Genomic DNA, 15,591 nt, shown 5'->3' with positions numbered 1-15,591 from the left:
TTGCTCAGGCGGATTGGCGCGCTTGCAGGCTGCGGCCGGCCAGCAGCGTCAGCACACCCTCGATCACCCGCGGGTCGGCCAGTACGCGCTGATGCCCGCCTTCCTTAAGGCGCAACAAGCGGCTGTCGAACCAGGCCTCGTGGATCAATTCGGACTCCTTGACCGGGACAAAGTTGTCGTCTTCGGCATGCACGATCAACCCGGGCATATCCAACTGGTAGCACGCGACATCCATGGCCGCGGCGCGCATGCCGACATCCTGCTCCACCTGGCGGATAAAGGCCGAGCGCGCCTTCGGCGGCAGGCGCACATAACGGGCGAAACCGCGCAACACACCGAGTATTCGCGCTGGGGCGGCGATGCTGACCAGAGTCTCGGTACGCAAGCCCAGTTGCACCGCCAGCATGGCGCTGGCGCCCCCCATGGAGTGGCCGATGACCGCGCGCAGCGGCGGCAACTCCGCGGCGGCTTCAAGCATGGCCCGGGCAAACAGCATCACATTGGCCTCGTGACCGGGAGAACGTCCGTGAGCGGGACCATCCAGCGCCACGACGCTGTAACCGGCATCCACCAGCGCATCGATCAGGCTGGCGAATTGCGTAGGACGCCCTTCCCAGCCATGCATCAGCAGCACCGCCGGCCCCTGGCCCCAGCGCAACGCCGAAAGCCCGAAACGCAGGGTGATGCGCTCCGAACGCGCCAGCAGCGGCAGCTCCCAGTCACGCGGCAGTCGCTCGCGCGGCGTCATGAATACCAGCCGCATCTTGCTGGCGACCAGCTTCGGTGCAACCCAGCCCAAGGTGCCATTAACGCCACGAACCCAACTTAACGTGCTCATCGCTTCTCTCCTCAGGCCAGCGCCTCAGGTCATAGCACCGCCGACTTGGCAGCGCGCAGTAAACGGTCCGACAGCTCACCGGCTCCCAGCGCCCGGGCCAGGGACAAGCCACCCACCATCAGGGCCAGGTCGGCCAGGGCCTTGTCGATGTCTTCAGGCGTGGTCGCCAACTGGGCCAGCATCAGCTCGATGTGTTCATTCAGGACTTTGCGGAAATCGTCCGGCAGGCGCCCCATCTCACCGACCGATGCCGGGATCGGGCAGGCCTGCTCAGTGGAGTCGCGGTGCTTGCGCGACAGGTAGAACGCCGCCACCAGCGCCCGCCGCTCTTCACCGGTCAGCGACGCATCCATATCGGCAATCAGGCCCCGGCGCTGGGCCAGCAATTGGCTGAACGCTTCCAGCATCAGGGCATCCTTGCTTTCGAAATGCGCATAGAAGCCACCGACCGTCAGGCCCGCGGCGCCCATCACTTCGCCCACACTCGGCTCGGCCGGGCCACGTTGCACCAGCGCGGAGCTGGCGGCCTGGAGAATGCGTTCGCGGGTTTGAGCTTTTTTATCGTTCATCGTTGCCTCCGAATATTACGATCAAAATATTATTCTCATAATAAATTTTCGCAAGTCGTTAGTGTGACCGCCGGTCAGAAGAACAGTGTGGGGAGAAAGGGAGAATTGGCCAAACGCCAGAAAAACAAAAGGGCCATTCAATAATTGAATGACCCTTATAAATCCCGCAGAGCGGGTAATCGTGGCGTCCCCTAGGGGACTCGAACCCCTGTTACCGCCGTGAAAGGGCGGTGTCCTAGGCCACTAGACGAAGGGGACACAAACCCTTCTATACAACTGATCAGTGCTGAGAGCTGATCGATTCAAGGTCGGTGTGGCCAGACCTTGAACTGTAAAATTGGTGGAGCTAGACGGGATCGAACCGTCGACCTCTTGCATGCCATGCAAGCGCTCTCCCAGCTGAGCTATAGCCCCGGATTTTTCGCCTCGCGGCGGAGCGACATCTTGCAATATCGCTTCTGTAAAACTGGCGTCCCCTAGGGGACTCGAACCCCTGTTACCGCCGTGAAAGGGCGGTGTCCTAGGCCACTAGACGAAGGGGACACAAACCCTTCTATACAACTGATCAGCGCTGAGAACCGATCGATTCAAGGCCGGTGTGGCCAGACCTTGAACTGTAAATTGGTGGAGCTAGACGGGATCGAACCGTCGACCTCTTGCATGCCATGCAAGCGCTCTCCCAGCTGAGCTATAGCCCCTCGTCGGTGAGGACGGGGCGAATCTTAAGGGCGTATCGGAAGGCTGTCAAATTTTTTTTCAGCTTTTTTTAAAAAAATTTGCCGGCATAACAATCACTTACCGCCCTCCCCCGTAAATCCGGGGCTTTTGCGGACCGTTGTGCCCTCCGCCAACGACCGCAATTTCACTGCTTGCACAGTTTCGCGGGAGCCAGCGTGCCGGTTCCCGCGAATCAGCGCGCTGAATCAGGCGATCGCGCCCAACAGCTTTTCCCACTCTTTGTTTTCTTTCTTCGACACGCCACCCAGCAGGTCGATGGCCTGGCGCAGGCGGAAACGGGTCAGGTCCGGCCCCAGGATTTCCATGGCATCGAGCACCGAGACCGAGCTGGCCTGGCCGGTGATCGCGGCGAACATCAGCGGCATGGCATCACGCAGCTTCAGCTCCAGGGATTCGACCACGGCCTGGATGGTCGCGGTGATGCTGTCCTTTTCCCACTGACGCAGGCTTTCCAGCTTCCACAGGATCAGTTGCATCAGTTGCCGTACCTGATCGCCCGAAAGTTTCTTCGATTCGAACAGCTTGGCATCCGGGGTCACGCCACCGGCGAAGAAGAACCCGGCCAGCGGCGCAATCTGGCTGAAGGTTTCCACCCGGCCTTGCACGTGCGGCGCAATCTTCATCAGGTATTCGGGGTTCAGCGCCCAGGTCTGCACGCGGCTGGCGAACTCTTCCACCGGCAGGTCGCGCAGCCACTGGCCATTGAGCCACGACAGTTTCTCGATATCGAAGATCGGCCCACCCAGGGAGACGCGCGACAGGTCGAAGTTATCGACCATTTCCTGCAGCGAGAACTTCTCGCGCTCGTCCGGCATCGACCAGCCCATGCGGCCCAGGTAGTTGAGCATGGCTTCCGGCATGAACCCCATGCGCTCGTAGAAGGTCACCGAGGTCGGGTTCTTGCGCTTGGACAGCTTGCTCTTGTCCGGGTTACGCAGCAGTGGCATGTAGCACAGCTGCGGCTGCTCCCAGCCGAAATACTCGTAGAGCAGAATCAGTTTCGGCGCCGAAGGCAGCCATTCTTCGCCACGCAATACGTGGGTGATGCCCATCAGGTGGTCGTCGACCACGTTGGCCAGGAAGTAGGTTGGCAGGCCATCGGTCTTCATCAGCACCTGCATGTCCATGCGATCCCACGGGATCTCGACATCGCCACGCAGCATGTCCGGCACCACGCAGACGCCCTCGCTCGGCACCTTCATGCGGATCACATGGGGTTCGCCAGCGGCCAGGCGGCGGGCAACCTCCTCCTTGGACAGCAGCAGTGCGCGGCCGTCGTAGCGCGGCGTCTCGCCACGGGCCATCTGCTCGGCGCGCATCTGGTCCAGCTCTTCGGCGGTGCAGAAGCACGGGAAGGCATGGCCCATGTCGACCAACTGCTGGGTGTACTTCTGGTAGATCTCGCTACGCTCGCTCTGCCGGTACGGGCCGTGCGGGCCGCCTACGTCCGGGCCTTCGCTCCAGTTGATGCCCAACCAGCGCAAGGCGTCGAAAATCTGCTGCTCGGACTCGCGGGTCGAACGCAGTTGATCGGTGTCTTCGATGCGCAGGATGAACTCACCGCCGTGCTGCTTGGCGAAGCAGTAGTTGAACAAGGCGATGTAAGCGGTACCTACGTGGGGATCCCCGGTAGGCGATGGCGCGATGCGCGTGCGGACGGTGGTCATGGCATGTCTCGAAAAGAAGATGAAAAGCAAAGATCGAACAAGAGGCGAATGGTAACAGGCGATGCCGGCCCCGCTCCAGTGAGCAGGGCATTTAAGCCAGGGCCGAGGCTACTCGAAACGAATCGGTAGCCGCTGCCGCAGGCTGCGATAGGTCCGCAGGACCTCCAGCGATTTCAAGAATGCCACGGCCGTACCGGCCGATCGCAGCCTACGGCAGCGGCTACAGGCAGCAATTGCAGATCAGACCGTCAGCAAACGCTCGCGCAGCTTGCCGATTTCGTCGCGCATCTGCGCCGCGGCTTCGAACTCCAGGTCGCGGGCCAGCTGGTACATCTTCTCTTCGAGCTGGCGAATGCGCTTGGCGATCTCGCTCGGCGAACGCAGTTCGTTTTCGTAGCGGGCATTTTCCTCGGCGGCCTTGGCCATGCCCTTGCGCTTCTTGCTGCGCGAACCGGGCACGGTGGCGCCTTCCATGATGTCGGCGACGTCCTTGAACACGCCTTTGGGGGTGATGCCATTGGCCAGGTTGAAGGCGATCTGCTTGTCACGACGACGCTCGGTCTCGCCGATCGCCCGCTCCATGGAGCCGGTGATGCGGTCGGCGTAGAGAATCGCCCGGCCGTTGAGGTTACGCGCGGCCCGGCCAATGGTCTGGATCAGCGAGCGCTCGGAACGCAGGAAACCTTCCTTGTCCGCATCGAGAATCGCCACCAGCGACACTTCCGGCATATCTAGGCCTTCGCGCAGCAGGTTGATCCCCACCAGTACATCGAAGGTGCCCAGGCGCAGGTCACGGATGATCTCGACCCGCTCCACGGTGTCGATGTCCGAGTGCAGATAACGCACACGCACACCGTGATCGGCGAGGTAATCGGTCAGGTCCTCGGCCATGCGCTTGGTCAGGGTAGTCACCAGGACTCGCTCTTCCACGGCCACGCGCTTGGTGATTTCCGACAGCAGGTCATCGACCTGGGTCAGCGCCGGACGCACTTCCACCTGCGGGTCGACCAGGCCAGTCGGGCGCACCACCTGCTCGACCACGCGGCCGGCATGTTCGGCTTCATAGTTGCCCGGCGTGGCCGAGACGAAGATGGTCTGCGGGCTGACCCCTTCCCATTCGTCGAAGCGCATCGGCCGGTTGTCCAGCGCCGAGGGCAGGCGGAAGCCGTACTCCACCAGGGTTTCCTTGCGGGAACGGTCGCCTTTGTACATGGCGCCGACCTGCGGCACGCTGACGTGGGACTCGTCGATCACCAGCAAGGCGTCCGCCGGCAGGTAGTCGTACAGGGTTGGCGGCGCCGCTCCGGCGGGCCGCCCGGACAGGTAGCGCGAGTAGTTCTCGATGCCGTTGCAGTAACCCAGTTCGAGGATCATCTCCAGGTCGAAACGGGTGCGCTGCTCCAGGCGCTGGGCTTCCACCAGCTTGTTGTTGCTGCGCAGGTACTCCAGGCGCTCCTGCAGCTCGACCTTGATTCCCTCGATGGCATCCAGCAGGGTTTCCCGCGGCGTCACGTAGTGGCTCTTGGGATAGAAAGTGAAACGCGGCAGCTTGCGGATCACCTCGCCGGTCAGCGGGTCGAAGGCGGAGATGCTTTCCACCTCGTCATCGAACAGCTCGATACGGATCGCTTCCAGGTCGGATTCCGCCGGGTAGATATCGATCACATCGCCACGCACACGGAAGGTGGCGCGGGCAAAATCCATGTCGTTGCGGGTGTATTGCAGGTCGGCCAGGCGGCGCAGCAAGGCGCGCTGGTCGAGCTTGTCGCCGCGATCGACGTGCAACACCATCTTCAGATAGGTTTCCGGGCTGCCCAGGCCGTAGATGCAGGACACCGTGGTGACGATGATCGCGTCCTTGCGCTCCAGCAGCGCCTTGGTCGCCGACAGACGCATCTGCTCGATATGGTCGTTGATCGAGGCGTCTTTCTCGATAAAGGTGTCGGAGGACGGTACATAGGCTTCCGGCTGATAGTAGTCGTAGTAGGAAACGAAGTACTCCACCGCATTGTTCGGGAAGAACGCCTTGAACTCGCCATACAGCTGCGCGGCCAGGGTCTTGTTCGGCGCCAGCACCAGGGTCGGGCGCTGCACCTGGGCGATCACGTTGGCGATGCTGAAGGTCTTGCCCGAGCCGGTCACACCGAGCAACGTCTGGTGCGCCAACCCGGCCTCGATGCCCTCGACCATCAGGCGGATGGCTTCCGGCTGATCGCCGGCGGGCTGGAAGCGGGTGACTAGCTGGAATTCAGACATAACGTACCTCTGGGGTTCACTCCAGCGCGACGCCGCCGCACAGGAACGAGAAAGACCGCAAACGACGAGGGTCGCAGGGAAAATACTGGATTGTGCTGGATGTGGAGGCAAATTCCATAGCTTTCAAGGTAAAGCTCCCAAGCCCCTCTACGACTTTGCTGTTGCAATAAGACTAACGGTCGAAAAATAAACTGAAAAACTTGCCGGAAAAGCCCTTTCAGCTGTCGCCGCGCACAGTGATGTGCCTCTATACTAGCTCCCCGTTTGTGCACCGCTCTAGTGCATTCGGCTGGAGCGCGACACGTCCCTCCACACTCCATTCAGAGCCGCCGTAATAATGAGCCTGTTCTCCGCTGTCGAAATGGCACCACGCGATCCTATCCTGGGCCTCAACGAAGCATTCAACGCCGATACCCACACCAACAAGGTCAACCTGGGGGTCGGTGTTTACTGCAACGAGGAGGGGCGAATTCCACTCCTGCGCGCCGTTGTCGAAGCCGAGACGATCCGCGCCGCTCAACATGCCTCCCGTGGCTACCTGCCGATCGACGGTATCGCCGCCTACGACCAGGCCGTGCAGAAGCTGCTGTTCGGCAACGATTCGCCACTGCTGGCCGCCGGTCGCGTGGTGACCACCCAGGCCGTCGGCGGTACCGGCGCGCTGAAGATCGGTGCCGACTTCCTCAAGCAACTGCTGCCAGATGCGGTCGTGGCCATCAGCGATCCAAGCTGGGAAAACCACCGCGCGCTGTTCGAAACCGCCGGCTTCCCGGTGCAGAACTACCGTTATTACGACGCGGCCACCCACGACGTGAACCGCGTCGGCCTGCTGGAAGACCTGAATGCCCTGCCAGCCCAGTCGATCGTGGTCCTGCACGCCTGCTGCCACAACCCGACCGGCGTCGACCTGAGCCCGGAAGACTGGAAAAACGTGCTGCAGGTGATCAAGGCGAAAAACCTGGTGCCGTTCCTCGACATGGCCTACCAGGGCTTCGGTGACGGCATCGCCGAAGACGCCGCCGCCGTGCGCCTGTTCGCCGAGTCGGGCCTGACCTTCTTCGTCTCCAGCTCGTTCTCCAAGTCCTTCTCGCTGTACGGCGAGCGCGTTGGCGCCCTGTCGATCATCAGCGAGTCGAAAGAAGAAAGTGCGCGCGTGCTGTCGCAAGTCAAGCGCGTGATCCGCACCAACTACTCCAACCCGCCGACCCACGGTGCAAGCATCGTCGCCGCCGTGCTCAACAGCCCGGAACTGCGCGCCCAGTGGGAAGCCGAACTGGCCGAAATGCGCCTGCGGATCCGCGGCATGCGCCTGCAGATGGTCGACCTGCTGGCCAAGGGCGCGCCACAGCGCGACTTCAGCTTCGTCGCCCGTCAGCGCGGCATGTTTTCCTACTCCGGCCTGACCGTCGATCAAGTGACGCGCCTGCGCAACGAGTTCGGCATCTACGCCCTGGACACCGGCCGCATCTGCGTGGCCGCGCTGAACCAGAGCAACATCGACGTCGTGACCAAGGCCATCATCCAGGTGATCTGAGCCACGCGCGGCGAATGAAAAGGGGGAAGCCTGAGGGCTTCCCCCTTTTTTGTGGGCTGCCCTCGCCGGCCCGATGCCCACTAGACTGAATCCAGCTTTCCTTCTTCCCTATCGAGAACGCCCCATGAGACACGACGACCTGCGAGCCGACCGCGACGAACTGGACCACTTCCCCCGCCCGCAGAAACGCGAGAAGAACCTGGTCCTACAAATTGCCCTGGGGGTATTTTTCGGCGGCCTGGCGCTGTGGCTGGTGCAACTGGCCGCCACCTCGCTGGCCGCGAAGTTCATGCTGGGCACCTTTACCTTCGGCGGTTAAGAGCGCTCAACCGGTCAGTCCAGCCGAGCGCTGACTGGCGGCAGAGCGCGTGAAACCACTGCCGGAGCGCCTTGCCAGACCTGCGCCGCGGTTCCGGTAACCGCCAATAGCCAAATCGCCAGGGATTGGCGTCATGACATAGGCCAATCGAGTTCACTCACGCGAAAAGCTGTTTTTGGATGCTTGACTTCTCCTTTTTAATCAGTAAGATACGCCGCATTCCGCGATAGCTCAGTTGGTAGAGCAAGTGACTGTTAATCACTGGGTCCCTGGTTCGAGTCCAGGTCGTGGAGCCATCTTCCTACACTGATTGGCCAGCAATACTTCCAGGAGCGCCCTGCTCCTACGGCGAATCAGTTCAGCGTCAGCCTCCCCCACGATCGATTCAGCGCATGCCAGATCGGCATGCGGATAGGCGTTTGCGCGGCACCCGATTCCAACCTGTCTCCGATTGCCTGGCGCCAGCACCTCAAGTAGGCTGTACCCCTTCTCACGCCAGCCGTCACGACTCATGTTTTTCCCTGCACAGTCCCATCACAGCGTTCTCTCGATGAGCCCATCGCAAACCTTTGCGATGTCGCAATCCGACTGCGCAATCAATCGACGCCGCCGCAGCGTGCTGTTCGCCTTCACCTTCTCCCCTCACGCCTGAACCTCACCGTTGCGCCCGAACCCGGCGCGGACCTGATGCTGCAGCGGCCCTTGCCTGCCGCGCATCGATTCATCCGCCGCTTTGCACCGCAGAATCCTGGCCCGGCCTACACCTGCGTAAGCCGAACCGGACCCCCGCCCAAACCAAAGCGTCGCGCCACCGCAAACCGTTTTTGAGCGCCCGACTCGTCGGGTGCAGGTGTCTTCCATGAACAAAATCCTGTTGGCCGCGCTGATCCTCGGCATCTCGATTGTCGGCCTGAGCATCGGCGCCACTGTGCCGGTCATTGCCTTGCGCCTGTATCAAGCCGGTGCCTCGAACACCCAGATCGGTATCATGTCGGCCCTTCCCGCCGCCGGCATGATGCTATCGGCTTTCCTGGTAAACGGCCTGTGTCAGAGACTCAGCCGCCGGCAGATCTACCTGCTGTGTTTCAGCCTGTGCGCTTTCAGCATCGGCGCCCTGGAAATCCCCGGAATCAGCCTCACCGGCCTGGGGTTGGCGCGGATCGTCATGGGCTTCGGCGCAGGGCTGATCATCATCCTGGGGGAAACCTGGGTCAACGAGATGGCCGCGGACACCGTGCGCGGGCGGGTGATTGCGGTCTACACCACCTGCTTCACCGTGTTCCAAATGATTGGCCCGGGCCTGGTGGCGCTGCTCGGCACCGAAGGTCCAGCGGTGATCGCCACCGTCAGCGCGGGCTACCTGCTGGCCATTGCGGTGATCTGGCTGACCCTGCCACGCCAGTGCCCTGTCGCCGCACACGCCGAGAACAAGAGCTTCTCGGTACTGGGCTTTATCCGTGTGGCGCCAGCGCTGTGCGTGGGCATCCTGTTCTTCGCCTTCTTCGATACGGTGGTTCTCTCGCTGTTTCCGGTCTACGCCGCGACTCACGGCTACGCCATCAAACTCGCGGCGCTGATGGTCAGCATCATTCTGCTGGGGGACGCGGCGCTCCAGTTTCCCCTGGGCTGGCTGTCGGACAAGGCCGGACGCACCGCCATCTACCTGGGCTGCGGCGTGGTGTCGTTGGTGATCGGCCTGGGGCTGCCGTTGCTGATGAACTACCCGGTGCTGCTCTGGCCGAGCCTGGTGATACTCGGCGCGGCGGCCGGCGGGGTGTATACCCTGGCGATCATCCTGATCGGCCAGGCATTCAGCGGCCCCGACCTGGTCACGGCCAACGCCGGCGCGGGGTTGTTGTGGGGTATCGGCAGCCTGCTGGGGCCGCTGCTCAGCGGCGCCGCCATGAGCGGTAGCGCCCACGGCCTGCCCATGGCGCTATCAGCGGCCGCCGCCGTGGTGGTGCTGTTCGCCTTGTCGCTGGTCCGGCAAGGGCTGCCGGACCGGGTCGCGGAGTAACCGGCCACCAGTCTGGACGGATTGCGTCCAGCCTGGCGACTCGATCAACCGACCCTAGACCTTGCTGGTCTCAACCGCGCCCGAAGCATGGGCCGAGGACTGATGAGCCGCCGGAGAATGCTCGCCATGGGACGTCTCCAGCACCGGGATCTCGTTACCCTCGGCATCGTGCAGCTTGCCGCCACTGAAATAATCGCCTTCACGCAGCGCCGCCAGGTCCTGGTAACGCAGGGTACGCTCGGACGCCACGGCGAACACCGACTGCTGGTCCGAGTTGCCCAGGGTGAAGTGGTTGAACGTCAGGTTCAGCGCGATGGCCATGATCGCCGACGAGCTGATGCCGGAATGGAAAATGGTGGCGAACCAGCTTGGGAAATGGTCGTAGAAGTTCGGCGCGGCGATGGGAATCATGCCGAAGCCGATCGAGGTGGCGACGATGATCAGGTTGACGTTGTTGCGGTAGTCGACCTTGGACAGGGTCCGGATACCGCTGGCCGCCACGGTGCCGAACAGCACGATACCGGCACCGCCAAGCACCGAAGTCGGTACCGCGGCGATCACCCGCCCCATGAACGGCAGCAGACCGAGGATCACCAGGAACACCCCACCGGTGGCCACCACGTAGCGGCTCTTGATCCCGGTCACCGCCACCAGCCCGACGTTCTGCGCGAAAGCGCTCTGGGTGAAGGAACCGAAGATCGGCGCGATCATGCTCGACAGCATGTCGGCGCGCAGGCCATTGCCTAGGCGCTTGGAGTCGACCTTGGTGTCGATGATCTCGCCCACCGCGAGGATGTCGGCCGAGGTCTCCACCAGGGTCACCATGACCACGATGCACATCGACAGGATGGCGGCGAAATGGAAGGTCGGCATGCCGAAATGAAACGGCGTCGGGAAACCGAACATCGGCCCCTGGGTGACCATGGAGAAATCGGCCATGCCCAGGAACACCGCGATGATCGTCCCCACCACCATGGCCAGCAGGATCGACAGCCGCGAGAGGGTTGCGCTGCCGATCTTGCTCAGCAGCAACACCAACACCAGGGTGATCGCCGCCAGGCCGATATTGGCCATGCTGCCGAAGTTTTCCGCATGACTATTGCCACCCATGGCCCAGCGCGCAGCCACCGGCATCAGGGTCAGGCCGATGGTGGTAATCACGATGCCGGTGACCAGCGGCGGAAAGAACTTGGTGATGCGTGAAAACACCGGAGTGATCAGCAGACCGATCAGCGAGGCGGCGATCACCGCCCCGAGAATCGACTGGAAGCCCCCTTCGCCACCGCTGCTGACAATCGCCACCATGGTCGCTACGCCCGAGAAGGATACGCCCTGGACCAGCGGCAGCTGACAACCGAAAAACGGCAGGCCGAGGGTTTGCAGGAGTGTCGCCAGGCCGCCGGCAAACAACGATGCGGCAATCAGCAGACCGATGTCCGCCGGGGCCAGGCCGGCGGCCTGGCCGACAATCAAAGGTACCGCAACGATACCGCCATACATGGTCAGAACATGTTGCAGGCCGTAAGCCATATTCGCGCCAAGACCGAGGTTTTCATCTTCAGGCCGTTGCGGTGAAACAGAGGGCGTTTTCATGGTTGGGGGGTTCCCTAGTTTTTGTTATGGGCACACTGTATTCAACAGTAGAGACAAATGTCCATAGAGTTGTATACACTTTATTCGGCGCCACCCAACCTCATAAGTCCGCGCCATCCGATAGCCAGCCCCCGCCTTTCAGCTCCCGAACACCGCGCCAGACACCCTGATAGAATCCCCGCCGCCAAGGGCACCCATCCAGGCAACGCCCTTCGTCTACGCATGGAAGCGCTTGAATGAATCATCTATGGCAAACCTTTATCCTCGCCTATGGCAGCTTCCGCACGGTCATAGTGCTTCAGGGCTTCGCGGTTGCCGTATTCGGTGCCTGTTTCACCGATAGCCTGTGGCAAGGGTTCTGGTTTGCCCTCGGGATGTTCGCCTTGTTCGTCAGCGGTGGCCTGCTGTTTGGCTTTCTGCCCATGGCGCTGGTGTTTACCCCCCTGTACGCCCTGCTCTGCGCCAAGGGACTGGCCAATTGGCTCAGCAGCCTGCTGCTGGGATTGACGATTGCTGGCGTGCTCTGCCTTCATCCAGCCTTGCGCTTGCTGATGCCGCTCTGGCTGCTGGACAGTGCATTGATTGCGCTGCTGACTCACTGGACGTATCGCCGGCAGCTGAAGGATGGTTATGAGCAGATGCCTTCATGGCGCTGACCTGGGCCGCCTCTTGACTCGGCATTCGCCAGTCCCGCGCAGCCGGCGGGGCTACAGCGTATCCATGGGTTCCACGGAAACCTTCGTCGATCGCCGCGAGCCTGGGTGGAGACCGACGATTTCTAGCTGACCCGCGACACCGAGGAACCTTGAGGCCCGGGCCGATCAGGCCGGTTGCGGCAGCGCGAGCAAATCGCCGAGGACCTCTCGCAGCCGCGGATGCTGCGGGACCCGAATGACGAACTCGTTCTGCAACAGGGCAATCAACTCGTCGGGGTCGGTGATCTGCCGCCGCTCGCTGTCCCGGCCCAGGCGATGCACGGCGTAGCTGCCGTTATTCAGGGTCCGGCGCAGGCCTTCGCCCATCAGCGCGACTTTCAACTGGCCGAGAAACGGTGAGTCCTTGTGGGTCGAGACGAACCAGTTGCCCATCTCGTAATCCGCCGCTTCCTGCCGTTGCAGGTCAAACACGTACATCGCCCGCCACTCGCCGACGACCTTGGCGCGCAGGGTGTAGCTGCCGTCACGCTCGGTGATGCGATAGGGTTCGTGGGGCGTGGCCTGCTCGTCCTCGGTATCGAGCAGCAGCGGCGCGGTAGGCACCATGCCGCCAAAGCCGACATCCGAGACATAACGCACGCCGTCCAGGGTCAGCAGCACCAGGCGGTGGGTACGCGCCGGCCAGGCATCTTCCGGCCCGCCCATCACCACCCGCCCGGTAATACCCCGCGCGTCGTAGCCCAGGTGCTGCAACAACACCTGGTACATCTGGTTGAGTTCGTAGCAGTAGCCGCCACGGCCCTCATGCAGGACCTTGTGTTCCACCGAAGCCAGGTCGATCGGTACCGGCACGTGCAACAGGGTCGACAGGCTTTCGAAGGCGAAGGTACTGGTGTGGCGCAACTGCAGCTCGCGCAAGGTCGCCAGGGTCGGTGGCGGTGCGCTGTCGTAGCCGAGCCGTTGCAGGTAAAGCGCGAAGTTCATCAGGTGAGGCTGACTCATGGAGTTGTCCTTATGCATGAGGTGTCGCATATCGGCGCTATGTATAAGCCATTACCCCCTCGAACCGACAATTGATTTGGCCAATATCCCTGTTCGAAACAGCCCATTCATGGGCCTGCCAAGGCTTGGGCGTGTGCCTGTAATAAGCGGCCGAAGCCTCCTCCTTCCCTGCCGGAAAAACCTGTCATGGAAACACTGGAAGGCCCGCGAATCCTCCGGCAAGCACTGCAACTCTCCGACGCCGACGCCCTGGTCAAGGCCGCCGGGGATGGCCAGAAGATCGACCGCAAGAACCGCAAGCTGGAAATCGGCAGCACCTGGATCGCCACGGACGGGCAGAAAACCTTCGTCAACACCGAAGCCAAGCACCTGATGCTGCGCCATGCCTTCGAGGTGCTCGACTGTATGCGGGTGCAATTCACCACCGACGAAATCAATGAGACGTCGCGCAACGCCATCCTGCGCCTGGGAGCCAAGCAGGAAGGCATCGTGCGTCATGAGCGGATCATGCCCGATGGCCGCAAGCGCAACTCAGTGCGCTTCAGCATCATCGACAATGAGTGGCCGCAGGTGAGGCGATACCTCGAACACAAGTTGGGTTACCCGGAGAACCTGACTGTCAGCGGTCCGAACGCGCCAATGGCTCGCTGACGCTCTCGACTGCCACCTGATTGCGCCCGGATTTCTTGGCCTGATACAGCGCGGCATCGGCGTGCTCGAGGAATGCTTCGATGCTGTCGCGCCCGCTCGGCACAAAGCAGTAGCACCCCAGGCTGAGGGTGACCCGGCCAAAGGGCGAGCCGGTATGGGGAATGTTTTTTTCCATGACGCTATGGCGAATCTGCTCGGCCATGGCGAGGGCGCCCGGCAGCTCGGTATCGGGCAACAGGACCACGAACTCCTCCCCGCCATAACGCACCGCCAGGTCGGCCTTGCGCTGGCAGCAATCCCTTAGCACCTGCGCCACCTCGGCCAGGCACTGGTCTCCGGCGACATGGCCGTAGGTGTCGTTGTAGCGCTTGAAGAAATCGATATCGAGCATGATCAGGCTCAGCGGGCTCGCCTGCCGCCCTCCGCGCCCGAATTCGGTTTCCAGCGCCCGCTCCAGCAGCCGGCGATTGGCCAGGCCGGTCAGGCTGTCATGGGTCGCGATCACCTCCAGCGCCGCCTGCGCGGCCCGCAGGTCTGCCTCGATACGTTCGCCGTTGCGCACCTGATGCACGAACACCCAGCCGAACAGGCCGATCCCCATGACCACCAGGGCGACAATGGCACTGGACTGGTAGGCGCTGGCATACCAGTCCTTGAGGACCGCATCCTTCGAGCTGGCCGCCCCCACCACCAGCGGGTAGGCCTCCAGCTGCCGATAGCCATAGAGCCGCATCTTTCTGTCGACCAGCGAACGAATCATGGCCGTGCCCGAAGGCGCCTCGGGCAAGTACTTGCTGAAAATCTCCCCGCGAGCCAGGGACGCGCCGATCTGCCGCTCCTCCAGCGGACGCCGCGCCAGCAAGGTGCCGTCGGAGAGGGCGAGGAACATGATGCCGTTGTCATCGATATCGAAGCTTTTGAAGAACTGGTCGAAATAGGCCAGCTTGATACCGGCTAGCAATACACCTTCAAAATTGCCCTGCTTGTCATTCAGGCGCCGCGACAGCGGAATGATCCACTCGCCGCTTTCCCGACTGCGGATCGCCGGGCCGACGTGAGCCAGCAAGGAGGTGTTCTGCTGATGGAAGCGGAAGTAGTCCCGGTCGACCACTCCCTCGCCAAGCGGCAGTCGATTGGACGAGGTGACGATCCAGCGCCCCGCCTGATCAAACAAGTACAGGTCATGCAGCTGTTTGAGCGTCTGGGCCCGCTGCGCAAAGATCTTCTGCAGGAAAGGCTTCTGCGCCGGGCCGTAACCGTCTTTCTGAATCCAGTCGGCCAGGCTGGCCAGCACCAGGTCGGCCTCGATGAAGGTGTCCTCGGCCTGTTGCGCCATGGCCCGGGTCAGGTTCGACGAGGCGACCTGCGCCCGCGCCATATCGTAGTGATAGGACTGCGCCAGCTGCAGATAAAGCAGGCCGCACAAGCACAGGCAAACCATCGAAATGAATACCACCGCGGCCTTGAGCAACGGCAGTCGCTTCAAGGTTCGATCGGAAGAATGGTGAGGATCGTGAATCGGGATAGGCAAAGCATCATCCTGGCAGGGTAAGGCATCCAATGCAGCCGGGCTGGCCAATCCTAAGAGGTAATAGCGGACAATTCAGGGTGGCATCGTCTGAAAATGTAGAGCATTTTTCTGATACTCATCAGGGATATATAAAAAACACCCTGCCACACTACAAACATCGGCAGCCAGCAGATGGTCATGAATCGCTGGCCACTATCCGCCAAGGTAAAGTACCTTCCGA

12 protein-coding genes and 5 tRNA genes are annotated in these 15,591 nt (G+C 62.0%); 6 read left to right on the top strand and 11 right to left on the bottom strand.

Features of this window, described 5'->3' with window-relative positions; all coding sequences use genetic code 11:
• Positions 1–4: 4 nt before the first annotated feature.
• From IF690_RS10810 to uvrB, 8 genes are all read right to left on the bottom strand, one after another.
• Positions 5–838, bottom strand: coding sequence for an alpha/beta fold hydrolase (locus IF690_RS10810; RefSeq protein WP_202700036.1), 834 nt, complete (start codon positions 836–838; stop codon positions 5–7).
• Between the two features lie 29 nt (positions 839–867).
• A complete protein-coding gene (locus IF690_RS10805; RefSeq protein ID WP_097302715.1) occupies positions 868–1,407 on the bottom strand; it encodes a TetR/AcrR family transcriptional regulator in 540 nt (179 codons plus the stop codon).
• 182 nt (positions 1,408–1,589) lie between these two features.
• Positions 1,590–1,665: transfer RNA gene (locus IF690_RS10800), tRNA-Glu, on the bottom strand.
• Between the two features lie 80 nt (positions 1,666–1,745).
• Positions 1,746–1,821: transfer RNA gene (locus IF690_RS10795), tRNA-Ala, on the bottom strand.
• A gap of 53 nt (positions 1,822–1,874) precedes the next feature.
• Positions 1,875–1,950: transfer RNA gene (locus tag IF690_RS10790), tRNA-Glu, on the bottom strand.
• Between the two features lie 79 nt (positions 1,951–2,029).
• Positions 2,030–2,105, bottom strand: a tRNA-Ala gene (locus tag IF690_RS10785).
• Positions 2,106–2,330: 225 nt separating this feature from the next.
• Positions 2,331–3,812: a glutamate--tRNA ligase gene (gene gltX / locus IF690_RS10780; RefSeq protein ID WP_007922014.1), complete on the bottom strand. Its 1,482-nt coding sequence runs from the start codon at positions 3,810–3,812 to the stop codon at positions 2,331–2,333.
• A 240-nt stretch (positions 3,813–4,052) separates the two neighbouring features.
• Positions 4,053–6,068 carry an excinuclease ABC subunit UvrB gene (uvrB, locus tag IF690_RS10775; protein WP_038631267.1) on the bottom strand — a complete coding sequence of 672 codons (2,016 nt, stop codon included), beginning with the start codon at positions 6,066–6,068 and terminating at the stop codon, positions 4,053–4,055.
• A 337-nt stretch (positions 6,069–6,405) separates the two neighbouring features.
• On the opposite strand from uvrB, the gene IF690_RS10770 reads away from it, so the two are divergent.
• From IF690_RS10770 to IF690_RS10755, 4 genes are all read left to right on the top strand, one after another.
• Entirely contained in the window at positions 6,406–7,602 is a 1,197-nt protein-coding gene (locus IF690_RS10770; RefSeq protein ID WP_202700035.1) for an amino acid aminotransferase, read from the top strand.
• 124 nt (positions 7,603–7,726) lie between these two features.
• Positions 7,727–7,921: a hypothetical protein gene (locus tag IF690_RS10765; RefSeq protein WP_023968605.1), complete on the top strand. Its 195-nt coding sequence runs from the start codon at positions 7,727–7,729 to the stop codon at positions 7,919–7,921.
• Positions 7,922–8,141: 220 nt separating this feature from the next.
• Positions 8,142–8,217: transfer RNA gene (locus IF690_RS10760), tRNA-Asn, on the top strand.
• Positions 8,218–8,780: 563 nt separating this feature from the next.
• Positions 8,781–9,938 carry an MFS transporter gene (locus IF690_RS10755; protein WP_202700034.1) on the top strand — a complete coding sequence of 386 codons (1,158 nt, stop codon included), beginning with the start codon at positions 8,781–8,783 and terminating at the stop codon, positions 9,936–9,938.
• Between the two features lie 54 nt (positions 9,939–9,992).
• On the opposite strand, the gene IF690_RS10750 is transcribed toward IF690_RS10755, so the two are convergent.
• A complete protein-coding gene (locus IF690_RS10750; protein ID WP_202700033.1) occupies positions 9,993–11,531 on the bottom strand; it encodes a nucleobase:cation symporter-2 family protein in 1,539 nt (512 codons plus the stop codon).
• Positions 11,532–11,767: 236 nt separating this feature from the next.
• Here IF690_RS10750 and IF690_RS10745 point away from each other — a divergent pair, with 236 nt between their 5' ends.
• Complete coding sequence (locus tag IF690_RS10745) at positions 11,768–12,187, top strand: hypothetical protein (RefSeq protein WP_202700032.1); 420 nt, start codon at positions 11,768–11,770, stop codon at positions 12,185–12,187.
• Positions 12,188–12,352: 165 nt separating this feature from the next.
• On the opposite strand, the gene IF690_RS10740 is transcribed toward IF690_RS10745, so the two are convergent.
• Positions 12,353–13,189, bottom strand: coding sequence for an arylamine N-acetyltransferase family protein (locus IF690_RS10740; protein WP_202700031.1), 837 nt, complete (start codon positions 13,187–13,189; stop codon positions 12,353–12,355).
• Between the two features lie 186 nt (positions 13,190–13,375).
• On the opposite strand from IF690_RS10740, the gene IF690_RS10735 reads away from it, so the two are divergent.
• The gene (locus tag IF690_RS10735) at positions 13,376–13,840 is read left to right on the top strand and encodes a GNAT family N-acetyltransferase (RefSeq protein ID WP_202700030.1); all 465 of its coding nucleotides are present in this window, start codon (positions 13,376–13,378) and stop codon (positions 13,838–13,840) included.
• Here the strand turns inward: IF690_RS10735 and IF690_RS10730 are convergent.
• Positions 13,809–15,371, bottom strand: coding sequence for a sensor domain-containing diguanylate cyclase (locus IF690_RS10730; RefSeq protein ID WP_202700029.1), 1,563 nt, complete (start codon positions 15,369–15,371; stop codon positions 13,809–13,811). The genes IF690_RS10735 and IF690_RS10730 overlap by 32 nt on opposite strands.
• Positions 15,372–15,591: the final 220 nt, after the last annotated feature.

The organism is Pseudomonas sp. SK3(2021) (genome assembly GCF_016772375.1).
Classification (GTDB): Bacteria; Pseudomonadota; Gammaproteobacteria; order Pseudomonadales; family Pseudomonadaceae; genus Aquipseudomonas; species Aquipseudomonas chlororaphis_I.
This window is presented reverse-complemented; position numbering and strand designations above follow the sequence as displayed.

Excerpts from the sequence above, each read along its gene's own strand:
- IF690_RS10810 (WP_202700036.1), bottom strand. The coding sequence starts at position 838 with ATGAGCACGTTAAGTTGGGTTCGTGGCGTTAATGGCACCTTGGGCTGG.
- IF690_RS10805 (WP_097302715.1), bottom strand. The coding sequence starts at position 1,407 with ATGAACGATAAAAAAGCTCAAACCCGCGAACGCATTCTCCAGGCCGCC.
- gltX (WP_007922014.1), bottom strand. The coding sequence starts at position 3,812 with ATGACCACCGTCCGCACGCGCATCGCGCCATCGCCTACCGGGGATCCC.
- uvrB (WP_038631267.1), bottom strand. The coding sequence starts at position 6,068 with ATGTCTGAATTCCAGCTAGTCACCCGCTTCCAGCCCGCCGGCGATCAG.
- IF690_RS10770 (WP_202700035.1), top strand. The coding sequence starts at position 6,406 with ATGAGCCTGTTCTCCGCTGTCGAAATGGCACCACGCGATCCTATCCTG.
- IF690_RS10765 (WP_023968605.1), top strand. The coding sequence starts at position 7,727 with ATGAGACACGACGACCTGCGAGCCGACCGCGACGAACTGGACCACTTC.
- IF690_RS10755 (WP_202700034.1), top strand. The coding sequence starts at position 8,781 with ATGAACAAAATCCTGTTGGCCGCGCTGATCCTCGGCATCTCGATTGTC.
- IF690_RS10750 (WP_202700033.1), bottom strand. The coding sequence starts at position 11,531 with ATGAAAACGCCCTCTGTTTCACCGCAACGGCCTGAAGATGAAAACCTC.
- IF690_RS10745 (WP_202700032.1), top strand. The coding sequence starts at position 11,768 with ATGAATCATCTATGGCAAACCTTTATCCTCGCCTATGGCAGCTTCCGC.
- IF690_RS10740 (WP_202700031.1), bottom strand. The coding sequence starts at position 13,189 with ATGAGTCAGCCTCACCTGATGAACTTCGCGCTTTACCTGCAACGGCTC.
- IF690_RS10735 (WP_202700030.1), top strand. The coding sequence starts at position 13,376 with ATGGAAACACTGGAAGGCCCGCGAATCCTCCGGCAAGCACTGCAACTC.